At 68.6% G+C, this 11,617-nt stretch carries 11 protein-coding genes; 2 read left to right on the forward strand and 9 right to left on the reverse strand.

Annotated features, from left to right (window positions below; translation table 11 throughout):
- Positions 1–444 precede the first annotated feature (444 nt).
- The 8 genes from ACFU4Z_RS16045 to ACFU4Z_RS16080 all read right to left on the reverse strand — a co-directional run bounded on the left by ACFU4Z_RS16045 (position 445) and on the right by ACFU4Z_RS16080 (position 9,216).
- A complete protein-coding gene (locus ACFU4Z_RS16045) occupies positions 445–1,881 on the reverse strand; it encodes a GuaB1 family IMP dehydrogenase-related protein (RefSeq protein WP_379063507.1) in 1,437 nt (478 codons plus the stop codon).
- A 257-nt stretch (positions 1,882–2,138) separates the two neighbouring features.
- Positions 2,139–2,984 carry a DMT family transporter gene (locus tag ACFU4Z_RS16050; RefSeq protein ID WP_379063509.1) on the reverse strand — a complete coding sequence of 282 codons (846 nt, stop codon included), beginning with the start codon at positions 2,982–2,984 and terminating at the stop codon, positions 2,139–2,141.
- Between the two features lie 3 nt (positions 2,985–2,987).
- Positions 2,988–4,598 carry a DEAD/DEAH box helicase gene (locus ACFU4Z_RS16055; protein WP_379063511.1) on the reverse strand — a complete coding sequence of 537 codons (1,611 nt, stop codon included), beginning with the start codon at positions 4,596–4,598 and terminating at the stop codon, positions 2,988–2,990.
- 124 nt (positions 4,599–4,722) lie between these two features.
- On the reverse strand, positions 4,723–5,661 hold the full coding sequence (locus ACFU4Z_RS16060) for a M56 family metallopeptidase (protein ID WP_379063513.1): 939 nt from the start codon (positions 5,659–5,661) through the stop codon (positions 4,723–4,725).
- 62 nt (positions 5,662–5,723) lie between these two features.
- Positions 5,724–6,116 carry a BlaI/MecI/CopY family transcriptional regulator gene (locus ACFU4Z_RS16065; RefSeq protein WP_328400153.1) on the reverse strand — a complete coding sequence of 131 codons (393 nt, stop codon included), beginning with the start codon at positions 6,114–6,116 and terminating at the stop codon, positions 5,724–5,726.
- A gap of 36 nt (positions 6,117–6,152) precedes the next feature.
- Positions 6,153–7,043 (reverse strand): ABC transporter ATP-binding protein, encoded by an 891-nt coding sequence (locus ACFU4Z_RS16070; RefSeq protein WP_379063516.1) that lies wholly within the window; start codon positions 7,041–7,043, stop codon positions 6,153–6,155.
- Entirely contained in the window at positions 7,040–8,182 is a 1,143-nt protein-coding gene (locus ACFU4Z_RS16075; RefSeq protein WP_379063518.1) for a FecCD family ABC transporter permease, read from the reverse strand. Before ACFU4Z_RS16075 ends, ACFU4Z_RS16070 begins: the two co-directional genes overlap by 4 nt.
- Positions 8,179–9,216, reverse strand: coding sequence for a FecCD family ABC transporter permease (locus ACFU4Z_RS16080; RefSeq protein WP_379064272.1), 1,038 nt, complete (start codon positions 9,214–9,216; stop codon positions 8,179–8,181). The genes ACFU4Z_RS16075 and ACFU4Z_RS16080 overlap by 4 nt, the downstream gene beginning before the upstream one ends.
- Positions 9,217–9,405: 189 nt before the next feature.
- On the opposite strand from ACFU4Z_RS16080, the gene ACFU4Z_RS16085 reads away from it, so the two are divergent.
- A complete protein-coding gene (locus ACFU4Z_RS16085; protein ID WP_379063520.1) occupies positions 9,406–10,119 on the forward strand; it encodes a hypothetical protein in 714 nt (237 codons plus the stop codon).
- Here the strand turns inward: ACFU4Z_RS16085 and ACFU4Z_RS16090 are convergent.
- Positions 10,112–10,567: a TIGR03668 family PPOX class F420-dependent oxidoreductase gene (locus ACFU4Z_RS16090; protein ID WP_379063522.1), complete on the reverse strand. Its 456-nt coding sequence runs from the start codon at positions 10,565–10,567 to the stop codon at positions 10,112–10,114. The two genes, ACFU4Z_RS16085 and ACFU4Z_RS16090, sit on opposite strands and share 8 nt — an antisense overlap.
- Before the next feature lie 378 nt (positions 10,568–10,945).
- Between ACFU4Z_RS16090 and ACFU4Z_RS16095 the strand changes: the two genes are divergently transcribed.
- Positions 10,946–11,308 carry a hypothetical protein gene (locus ACFU4Z_RS16095; RefSeq protein ID WP_379063524.1) on the forward strand — a complete coding sequence of 121 codons (363 nt, stop codon included), beginning with the start codon at positions 10,946–10,948 and terminating at the stop codon, positions 11,306–11,308.
- Positions 11,309–11,617: the final 309 nt, after the last annotated feature.

The raw sequence follows: 11,617 nt of genomic DNA on the forward strand, positions 1-11,617 counted from the left end.
GCCGAGACTCGTGCCTGCGGCACATGCGCTTCGGCCGCTCGGACGCGAGCCGGCCGCGAACGGTCGCTCGTAAGACTCGCTCCGTGGTGGGTGGGTGGGTTGGTGGTGCAGGTGCCGTGACGAGGTGGCTGCTGGAGATGTCTGCTCGGCTCTTGCCTGCCGCTGTGTGGCGGGTGTTCCCTCGGGGAGACGGGGGGCGGTCGGCTGCACTGTGGAGGATGGCCTTGTAGTGCGGTTTGGGTCGGGCTGCGCGTGCGGGGTTGGTGCGCGCGTAGGGCCGCTGATGGTCTGTGTCCGGTCTCGCCTGCTGCTGGGTGGGGGTGTTCCCTCGGAAGATCGGGCGGTCGGCTGCACTGTGGAGGATGGCCTTGTAGTGCGGTTCGGGTCGGGCTGCGCGTGCGGGGTTGGTGCGCGCGCAGCGCCGCTGATGGATTGCGTCCGGTTCTACCAGCCGCTGGGCAGGGGGCGGCCCTCGGCGAAACCTGCGGCGGACTGGACGCCGAGGACGGCCTTGTCGTGCAGTTCGGCGAGGCTGCGTGCGCCCGCATAGGTGCAGGCGCTACGAACGCCGGAGCAGATGTGGTCGATGAGGTCCTCGACGCCGGGGCGCTCCGGATCCAGGCGCATCCGTGAGCTGGAGATGCCCTCCTCGAACAGTGCTTTGCGGGCCCGGTCGAAACCGCTGTCGGAGGCGGTGCGGGCGGCGACGGCGCGCTTGGAGGCCATGCCGAAGCTCTCCTTGTAGGCGTTGCCGTCGCGGTCGACGCGCAGGTCGCCGGGCGACTCGTAGGTGCCTGCGAACCAGGAGCCGATCATCACGTTGGACGCGCCGGCGGCCAGGGCGAGTGCGACGTCGCGCGGGTGCCGGACGCCACCGTCCGCCCAGATGTGCACACCGAGTTCCTTTGCCGCGGCGGCGCATTCGGCGACCGCCGAGAACTGCGGGCGGCCGACGCCGGTCATCATGCGGGTGGTGCACATGGCGCCGGGGCCGACACCGACCTTGATGATGTCCGCGCCCGCCGCGGCGAGGTCGCGGGTGCCCGCCGCCGAGACGACGTTGCCTGCGACCAACGGCACGCCGAGGCCGAGGTCGCGGATCGCGCTGAGAGTTTCGAGCATCTTGGCCTGGTGACCGTGTGCGGTGTCGATGACGAGCAGGTCGGCGCCGGAGTCTGCGAGCGCCTTGGCCCGGGCGGCCACGTCACCGTTGATGCCGACGGCGGCGGCGACACGCAGCTGATTGTTGGCGTCGACATTCGGCTGGTAGATGCCGTCACGGACCGAGCCGGTGCGAGTCATCACACCCGCGAGGGAGCCGTCCTCGGCGACCAGCACGGCCAACTGGGCATGCTTGGCTTCGAGCAGATCGAAGATGTCGCGTGGCGAGGTGCTGGCCGGGGCCTGAACGAAATCGGTCATCGCGACGTCGCGGAGCCGGGCGAACCGGTCGACGTCGGTGCACGACGCCTCGGTGACGACGCCGATCGGCTTGCCGCCGTCGACGACTACGACCGCACCGTGGGCGCGCTTGTGCATCAGGGCGACGGCTTCGGACACCGAACGCTCGGGGTCGAGGGTCACCGGGGTGTCGGCGGTGAGTGACCGGCTCTTGACGAAGCCGATGGTGTCGGCGGCCGCGCTGATCGGCAGGTCCTGCGGCAGCACCACGATGCCGCCGCGACGGGCGACCGTCTCGGCCATCCGGCGCCCCGCGACCGCGGTCATATTCGCCACGACGATGGGGATGGTGGTGCCCGACCCGTCGGCGGTCGACAGATCGACGTCGAACCGCGACGCGACATCCGTCCGGTTCGGGACGAGGAAGATGTCGTCGTAGGTCAGGTCATACGGCGGCTGATGGCCAGGGAGAAACTGCACTTAACCGATGATATCCGGCTCTGTGGGGCCGCGTGCAATTCCCCAGCATTCGACGCGTGGCATCAGGGAGACGCGCATCACACACGATGGTAGTTGCCGGGTCGGGGTGAGCAGCGCGACCAATACCGGCTGGTGGCATCGACGGGTGCGCCCGGATGGCGGCTGATCCGCGGCAGCGGAGGAAGATCGGCGGTGCGGTGTTCGGCTATATGGTGCCGAGTTCGTTCCGGGTCGACGGCGCGGTTGCCTGTCGGACTTCATGCCTCCGCTTGGACGCGTGAGAGCTGGATTGTGGTCGCGCACATGACAATCACCGTGCAGGCGATCACCACGAGACTGATGGTGCCGGTGCGCAGCCGCTCGTCGAGGATGGTGATGCCGACGTAGGCGGCAGCCAAGGGTTCGATGATGGTGATGGCGGGCAGCGAGGCGACGAGGGGGCCGGCTTGGAACGCGCGTTGCTGGAGGTAGAACCCGATCAAACTGGAGGCGACGAGCGCCCAGGTCTGCCAGCTGCTGAGTACCTGACCGAGGCCGTGCTCGAACAAGGTCGTGACGTATTCGGTGAGCGCGGCGGTCAGGCCGAACAGCGCGCCGCCTGCCGCGCCGAACAGCATCGCACGCAGGGCCGGGACCGCGGTGGCGGCGCCGACTGCGATCGCGGCGGCGATCAGGCCGAGCAGGATCGCCAGCGGCACGATCCACTCGTGTAGGGGTGCGCTGGCATTCCCCTCCGTCGGATCACCGACGATCAGGAAGCACGCCAACGCCGCGACGAGTGCGATGGCTGTCGCCCAGGTGCGTCCGGTGACTCTGCGTCCATTGAGTCGCGCGGACAGCGGCAGCGCGAAGACGAGCATGCTCACCAGGATCGGCTGGACTAGAAGCACCGCGCCCAGTGCGAGCGCCGCGACCTGCATCGCGTACCCGCCCGCGTCCCCGAGGATCCCGGCCCACCACCGTGGATTGCCCAGCAGTGTGCGGAGGAACGAGGCGCCCTCAGGCACCGCAGCAGCCGCATGTTGCTGGACAACCGCAGCGAGCGCGAACAGCAGCGCCGCGAGCAATGCGCAGACGATGGCGCCCAGCTGATGGTGGGGCATAGGCTAGTTTGCCATGCGGTTGCTGTTGTTCGCCACGCCTTGTGGCCGACCGGCGCGTCGACGTGTATTCCCGGGCGTGTCACCCGCGGTGGTCCGGCTCGGCGCGGCGTTCGACGAACCGGTCGCGTGCCCGGTCGTCGCCGAACCAGCGGAGCGGTTCGACGCCGAGGCCGTGCCCGCGGTACGCGACGTCTTCGTCGCGCCCGCTGTCCGCCCTGCCGCCGCCGTCGCGGTGCCTGCCGAACGGCCGGATGTCTTGGTCGCGCCCGCGCCGCGCCCACCCGAGCGTGCGCCGCGCCCGCTCGACCCGCGACCGCCTGCCGTGGCGCCGCCGGACTTGCGGCCCGCGGACCTGGATCGACCGCCGTCCGCCGCGGACTTCGGCTCTACGTTGGTCGCCACCACGGCAACGACAGGTATGCCCGACGGCTGCCTGGCACCGGTGATCGCGATCAGTCGCCGATCTCCCGGCCGCACCTCCACCGCGTCGATGTCCACACCCGCCTTGCGGGTCATCTTGTCGACGTCGTCGCGCTCGTCCTCGGTGACCAGCGTGACGACGACGCCGTCCTCGCCCGCGCGGGCCGTGCGCCCGGCACGATGCAGGTAGGCCTTGGACTCGGCGGGCGGATCCACGTGCACGACAAGGGAAATCCCGTCCACGTGGATACCGCGCGCGGCGACATCGGTGGTCACCAGAACCGGGGTCGAGCCGTCGGAGAACGCGGCGAGGGTCCGGGTCCGGTTGTTCTGCGCCTTGCCGCCGTGCAGTGCGCCCGCGGCGATGCCCGCGGCGCGCAACTGCTTGGCCAGCCGGTCGGCGCCGTGCTTTGTCCGTACGAACATGATGGTCAGCCCGTCGCGGGCGGCAATCTCGGCGATGACGGTGCGTTTGTCGATCTTGCGCAGATGCAGCAGATGGTGCGACATGGTCGCGACCGAGGCTGACGGCGGCGCGGTCGAGTGCGTGACCGGGGAGTTCAGGTAGCGCTTGACGAGCTTGTCGACCTCACCGTCCAGAGTGGCCGAGAAGAGCAGTCGCTGACCATCTTTCGGTGTCCGGTCCAGCAACTTGGTGACCTGGGGCAGGAAGCCCATGTCGGCCATGTGGTCGGCCTCGTCCAACGCGGTGATGCGGACTTCCGAGAGATCGGCCGAGCGCTGATTGACCAGATCTTCCAGCCGGCCAGGTGTGGCGATCAGCAGGTCGACGCCGCGCGCGAGCCGGTCGGCTTGACGCTTGATCGGCGCACCTCCGACCACCGCGGCGACCCGCAAACCGAGCGAAAGCGCGGGATTGTCCAGTGCGCGTTCGATCTGCGTGGCCAGCTCCCTGGTCGGCACGAGCACGAGTCCGCGCGGTTTACCCGGCTTGGCCGAGGCACCGGCGAGCCTGGCGAGCATCGGCAGCCCGAAGGCGAGCGTCTTGCCGGAACCCGTCGGCCCCCGCCCGAGCACATCCTTGCCCGCCATCGCGTCGGGCACCGTCGCGGCCTGGATCGGGAAGGGAGCCTCGATGCCGTCGTTGCGCAGTGCCTGCACCAGTGGGACCGGCAGGCCCAGATCAGCGAAGGTCACGTCGGGCGCCGCGGTGGCAGGGGGCGAGGAGGTCAAAGGTGTGTGTGCCTTTCGTGTCTCGGCGCGGCGGGAAGCCGGGCACCTGTGGTGCGTGCCGAGAAAGTTGGCCCGGCCCTCGGGAAGAATGCTGAGGCCGGGTGGTCAGCGGGGACCGGGTGATTCAGTTGCGGAGCAGCCGATCCAGTTCGACCAGCCAGGGTACCGCGACAGCCATGGTCGGAACGACAAGGATGGCCGCCGAGCCGAGATAGGCGGCCGAGGCGACCCGGATATCGCCGATACGTCCGCCGAGACGTTGGATGCGGATCAGAGTGGTCGGTCCGCCCGCGGCCAGCGCGCCCTGCGGAGCGGTGGATTTCGAACAGGCGACCAGCGCCCGCGCGAGCGGTGTGGGGCCGGTCACCTTCACGGCGGAGTCGTCGGCGAGCAGTTCGATCAGCAGCTTCACCGAGCCGAGCGCGGCCCTACTGCGCACTACCCTCGGGAAGGCTTCATGGACCGCGGTGAATGCCTCGAGCACCAGGTCGTGGCGGGCGCGCAGGTGCGAGCGTTCATGGCTGACGATGGCGGTGACCTCGGCATCGGCCAGATTGGTCAACGTGCCCTCGCTCAGCACGACCCGTTGGCGCAGGCCGGGCAGGCAGTAGGCGATCGGCTCGGTCGAGGCGAGCACCCGGATGTCGGCTGCGCGGCGATGCGGTCCGCTCTGGTCGAGCAGGTCGACCAGCATGCGGTGACGAGCGCGCCGTCTGCGCGTGTGCACGCCGACTCGGATCACCGCGTAGATCAGCCGGGCGCCGATCATCAGGGTGAGCGCGAAGACGAAGACATAGGCCAGCCACAGCGGCAGGCCGAGTGCGTCGATTTCCCTGGCCGGCGAGGTGGTCGGCCGGCCATCGGGTCCCGGGACGAGTAGTTCGGCGGCGATGGCAAGACCGGAGCCGAATGCGCTGAGCACGGCGGCCAGCGCGATGGCCTGCCACAGCACCAGTGCGGCCCGAGGCGTCCGGTAGGTCCAGGTCGCCCGGCTCAGCAGTGCTGGGGCAGGCCCCGCGAGAAGCAAAGCGAGTCCGGCGAATACCGGCGCGGTTGCGTTCATCGACTCAGCTCACTGCGTTGTGGGGCCAGGGCGCTCACGGCATTGTGAGGCCAGGTCCGAGACTACTGCGACGGCGGCGCAGTGCCCTCGGATGCTTCGAGCTTAGCGAGTGCTTCGCGCAAAGCGTCAGCCTCATCCCTGCCGACCTGCTCGACGAAATGGACGAGTGCCGCGGCACGGCTGCCCGCTTCGTCGGCCTGCTGCAATGCGTCGAACATCAAACTGGCGACCAGCTCGTCGCGAGTGTGCACCGGCGCATAGCGATGTGCGCGGTCGTCGCGCCGCTGGACGACGAGGTTTTTCTTCGCCAACCGCTGCAACACCGTCATCACGGTGGTGTAGGCGAGCTCACGTCGCGCAGCCAATGCCTCGTGCACCTGCCGGACCGTTTGCGGTTCGTCACTCGACCACAACTGGTCCATGACCGCTTTCTCGAGTTCACCAAGTCCTGCCATCCCACAAGTTTACGGACCCAACGACACAATTGCGTACTACACGTCGTCGTAACTGCCTGATAGCTGTGTGGCATTTGTCATACTCGGTGGCCTCGACCCGTAGGCCGCGCGCACGTGTCTGGTGCCGATGGGCACGATCATCGGCCGGCCGGACACCGGGTCCTCCAGCACCGAGGCGTCGAGATCGAACACCTCGCGCAACAGCCCGGCATCGATGATGTCACTCGGTGTGCCCTGCGCGACGATCCGCCCCGCGCGCATGACGATCAATTCGTCGCTGTAGCGGATGGCCAGATTCAGGTCGTGCAGCACCATCACCACGGTCCGGCCGAGGTCGTCGTGCAACCGGTCGACCAGGTCGAGCACCTCGACCGAGTGCGCGAGATCGAGGTAGGTGGTCGGCTCGTCCAGTAGCAAGATGTCGGTGCCCTGGGCCAGCGCCATCGAGATCCAGGCCCGCTGGCGCTGCCCGCCGGAAAGCTCGTCGAGCGGGCGGTCGGCGAGATCGGAGATGCCGGTCTGTTCCAGCGCGGTCATCACCTCGGCCTCGTCGGTGACCGACCACTGCCGGATCCAGGACTGGTGCGGGTGGCGGCCGCGGGCTACAAGATCCGCGACCGTCAGCCCTTCCGGTGCGACAGGGGATTGCGGAAGCATGCCGACCACGCGGGCGACATCCTTGGTCTTCATCGACGAGATCGCCTTGCCGTCCAACAGGACTCGGCCCTGCTTCGGCCGCAGCAGCCGACCGAGCGAGCGCAGCAGCGTCGACTTGCCGCAGCCGTTCGGGCCGATGACGGTGGTGATCACGCCGGGGGCGACGTCGATGCAGAGTCCGTCGACGATGACGCGATCGCCGTACCCGAGGGTGATGTCCTCGGCGGAAAGCCGGTGTGCGTCGACGCTTTCGGCGGATGCGGTGGTCATGACAGGGTCGCCTTCCGATTCATACGCACGAGCAGGTAGAGCAGGAACGGACCGCCGAACGCCGCGGTCACCACTCCGACCGGCAAATCCACCGGAAACAGTGTTCGCGACGCCACGTCCGCCCCGACCACCGAGATGGCGCCGACGAGCGCCGAGCCGATGAGCGGTTCGCCGGGTGTTCGTAGCAATCTGCGTGCGATCTGGGGTCCGGCCAGGCCCACGAAACCGACCGGGCCGACGACCGCGGTGGCAACCGAGGCGGCCACAACCGCCGCACCGATCAGCATCGCCTGCTGCGTTTGGATGCGCACGCCGAGCACCCGGGTGGTCTCGGTGCCGAGGCGCAGTGTGGCGAGCGTGCGGGCCGAGCCGAGCGCAACCACGACGACGACAGTCAACGCGAGCGCCGCCGGGATCAACCGGGCCGTGTCGGTGCTGTTGAGCGACCCGTTGAGCCAGAGCTGGGCGCGTGCCGCGTCCTGCAGGCTGGCGCGAGTGAGGAGAAAACTGATGCCGGACAAGAGGAATGCGTTCACGCCGATGCCGACCAGTACCAACCGCAGACCGGTGACGCCGTGGTCGCCGGTCGGGCCGCGCCCCCACGCGAGCAGGTAGATCGCCACCGCGGTGACCAGGCCGCCCGTCAGCGCGGCAAGTGGTGCGCCGATCGTTGCGGCGAACCCCGTTGCGGCGCCGCCGGTTCCGACGATGACCGCCACCGCGCCGAGGCTCGCTCCCGCGGTGATGCCGAGGACATCCGGTGCGGCGAGCGGGTTGTGCAGGATGGATTGGGTGAGGGCGCCCGCGAGGCCGAGCGCGGCGCCGACCACGACCGCGGTGAGCGCGCGGGGGAGGCGCGACTCCAGCACGATGAAACGCTGAGAGCGCGTGCCGCCGCCGGTCAGCACGTCGAGGACCCGGCCGACGGGAATGTGCGCATCGCCGATCGTCATGTCGAGGCAGAACATGGCGAAAAGCGCTGCGGCGAGTATCAACACGACCAGCAGCATCGTCGGCCGGAGCACCAGCGACAGCGGGCCGATGCGCAGGGCGGGACGGACGCGGCCGAGCCCCGCGGGCTTGTCGATGCCTTCGGACGGTGGGCTCGTCGTTGCGAGCGTGTTCGAGGAAAGCGTCACAGGTTCACCAGCTTTCGACGCCGCACGAGCAGAACGAAGAACGGCGCGCCGATCGCGGCGAGGGTGACGCCGACCTCGAGCTCGCCGGGCCTTGCCACGACGCGTCCGATGATATCGGCGATCAGCAGCAGTAACGCGCCGAACAATCCCGAGTACGGGATCAACCAGCGATAGTCGGGCCCGGTGAATACCCGGGCCAGATGGGGTACCACCAATCCGAGAAAGGCGATAGGGCCGACGGCGGCTGTCGCGGCTCCGCACAGCAGGACGATCGCGGCCAGCCCGAGCGCCCGGCTGCGCCCGATATCGACACCGAGCCCGCGGGCGACCTCGTCGCCCAGGCTGAGCAGGTTCAACCCCGGCGATGCCGCCACCGCGAGCACGAGACCGACCGCCAGGAATGGCAACACCTGCCAGAACACCTCGGCGTCGCGCCCGCTCACGCTGCCGACCACCCAGAACCGATACGTGTCCAGCGCCGTGGTGTCCAGCAGCACAACGGCATTCGTCATCGCCTGCAGGAATGCGGTCACCGCCGCGCCCGCCAGCACCAGGCTCAGCGGGCTCGCCTTCCCGCCACCGATGGACGACACCGTGAACACCACGAGCCCGGCGATCAGCGCCCCGGCGAAGGCGAACCAGATGTACTGCTCGGGCGCGGTGAAGGCGAAGAGGTAGACGCTCAGGGCCGCGAGAAACGCGGCGCCTGCGTTGAGGCCGAGCAGCCCGGCGTCGGCGAGCGGGTTGCGGGTGTAGCCCTGGATCAGCGCACCGGCGATACCGAGCGCCAGTCCGCAGGCCAGGGCGAGCGCGGTGCGGGGCAACCGAAGTCCGCGCACGATCTCTTCGGCAGTCGATCCGGCCTGGCAGTGGAAGGGGCCGCCCGGGCAGGTGAGTGCGTCGTGCATCGCGGCATAGACGGTGCCGGGCGAGAGCGTCCGGGTACCGATCGCGATGCCGGCCACCGTGGCGGCCAGCAGCAGAGCCGTCAGCAGGAGCAGTCCGAGCCATCGACGTCGCGCGGTCTTCTGCAGCGACCCGGTGCTGGGTGTCCGCGCCTGTTGCGCGGGTTTCGATCGTGCCGCCTTCGGCGCGGCGGTGCCTGATGCCGTCACGGCGACGAACTACTCCTGACTCTGTGTCCTGCGCGGGTTGCGAGGTCTGGTAAGCCTAACCTATCTTCCGCTATGGACCCATGACGGAGCCGACCCCGAGGAGGTTCGATGCCCGAGCCAGTGATGACCTACGCGGCCCGCCGCTCCCACGTGGAATTCGGACGCGCGTGTAACCGGCTTCGCGCACTGCAACCGGAACATCCGCGTGTCTACGCGGTGGCCGCAATGTCCGAGCAGAGCAAACGTCGATGGTGGCGGCTCTCGGATGGATTGCGGGAGGGGCGGATCGAGCTGATGTACCGCCGCCACGCGGCGGAGATGATCAGCGCGGACACCGCCGCCGAAGTGGTGGCGACCGCCCTGATCCATGCGGTGATCGGCCGGGTGGTCGCCCTGCTGGTCTCCGAGGGGCGGGCCTGGGATCCGGGGCTGGAGAACCTCTGGATCCACACCGACAACGATGGCGGTATCGATTGGGCAGGCTTGGTGGACACCACCATTCGCGTGCTCGACGGTGATCGGCTGGTCGGGGAGCCCGGGGTGGCGACGCTGCCGTGTGAGCGCGCGATGTACGTCTGGCTGGCGCACCGGTGCGAGCCGTCGCTGACGATGATCCAGTACAGTCTCGCGCGCTGTTCTGCGTTGAGCGCCCGGCGCTTCTGGTCGTTGGTCGGCGAATCCATCATCGGCGCAGCGACTTACGTGCCGGACCTGGCGCGCACGGATGTGCTGGTCGGGGCACAGCGTGGTCAGGGGCTGCTCATGGCCTTGGAGGAACGCGGGCTGCCGGTGCGTCGAACGGTGGGTTGCCTGATCAAGTAGCCCGAAATGGCAGCTCTGTGCAGCGCATCGGGGCGTCGGCCGAGCTCCATCCCGACCAGCGGTGGACATCGACGGCGATCACCGGTCCCGGCGGCGGCTGTTTCGTATAGTCGGGGTAGCGTGCGGCCAACTGGCGCTTGGCTATTCGCTCCTCCTCGGAGCCGGCGATGCGGGCATTGCCGTCGGCGCGCGCCCACCACAGCTGTGTCCAGTCGTCGTCATAGCGGTCGGCGAGCACACTGACTGCCGGATTGGCCGCGATGTTCGCCAACCGTCGCAGCTTCGTGGACGTTTTGGGCTTCGCGTCGACGCTGGTGTAGACGATATCGTCGACCACGGCGAACACGATCGGCACGATGTGTGGCACGCCGGACGCCGACGTGGTCGCCAGCCGTGCGACCGGGCTGGTCGCAAACCGTCTGCGTGCTTCGTCGGGACTCAGTCGCACGCCGGCCTCCTCGAATTGGCGCGGTGTCCACAGCAAGTATGCGGCCGGGCGGGACTTGTTCGTGCTGCGGCACCTGTCCGCGTCGCCCCATTGACTAATGATAAGCAGGTGCATATCGTACGCATGTGCATATCAACTCGGTCTCTGGATAAGTTAAGGAGGACGGGGCAAACGGGTTCGCGCCGTGGCGCGTCCCCGGTCTATCGCCCCTGACTATCAATGGAAAAGACACGACCTCTGTGGAGTGACCTCCTCGACGACCGTCGGCTGCCGTGGCAAACGTGGCGCCGGCACCGTGCGCCCGGCTCGTCGCTGGCCGGCCTTGTGCTCAACAGCCGATGGAAATCCGGAACCGCGGCCCGAGCCGGTGGCCCGTTCATGATCAGCATGACCCAATACACGACCACGCAGGTGACCGACATTCCGGCCATCTGGCGTGCGTCGGAGCGCTTGGGTGATCAGCTGGCGATGATCGACGGCGCGGTCGGCGTGCTGACCTACTTCCGACCCGCGCGCCGTCAGGTCGGGTCGCTGTCGATCTGGGCGGATGACAGGGGATTGGCGAAATTCATGGGCCTGCCCTACCACGTCGAGATCATGCGGAAGTATCGGCCGCGCGGTCTGCCGATCCGGTCTGCCAAGTGGTGGGCCGAGGAATTTCGCATCGGTGCGGCGATGATGGAGGGCTTGCAGCTGCTCGACGATCACGATGAGCGCCGTGTGGTGCGCCCCAAGGCATGACGGACTCACCTGCGGCGAGTTGCCCAGCTGGGCAACCGCAAAATCACCCGACAGCCCAACCACAGGCCTTCAGCGGGGTCCTTGTCATCATCTCGGTGCCGCTAGTGATGGCATCGCCAGGGCGAAACTTCGCCGGTGGTGAAGGTATCGGTGCGCACCGTCAACTGTTCGTGCGCACTACACCCTGAGGTGGGGGGGGGGGCCCGCCCCCCACACGCCCGCGTCGCGTCCCACCGGACGCCCGGCGAGTGGCCCAAAACCAGGGCCTTAGCTGGGGCGTGGGGCGGAGCGCCCGGGTGGAGGCGCGGA

The sequence above is a fragment of the Nocardia sp. NPDC057440 genome, assembly GCF_042802915.1.
GTDB lineage: Bacteria > Actinomycetota > Actinomycetes > Mycobacteriales > Mycobacteriaceae > Nocardia.

Coding starts and splice junctions, on each gene's coding strand:
- ACFU4Z_RS16085 (WP_379063520.1), top strand. CDS start 9,406: ATGCCCGAGCCAGTGATGACCTACGCGGCCCGCCGCTCCCACGTGGAA.
- ACFU4Z_RS16070 (WP_379063516.1), bottom strand. CDS start 7,043: ATGACCACCGCATCCGCCGAAAGCGTCGACGCACACCGGCTTTCCGCC.
- ACFU4Z_RS16060 (WP_379063513.1), bottom strand. CDS start 5,661: ATGAACGCAACCGCGCCGGTATTCGCCGGACTCGCTTTGCTTCTCGCG.
- ACFU4Z_RS16095 (WP_379063524.1), top strand. CDS start 10,946: ATGATCAGCATGACCCAATACACGACCACGCAGGTGACCGACATTCCG.
- ACFU4Z_RS16065 (WP_328400153.1), bottom strand. CDS start 6,116: ATGGCAGGACTTGGTGAACTCGAGAAAGCGGTCATGGACCAGTTGTGG.
- ACFU4Z_RS16050 (WP_379063509.1), bottom strand. CDS start 2,984: ATGCCCCACCATCAGCTGGGCGCCATCGTCTGCGCATTGCTCGCGGCG.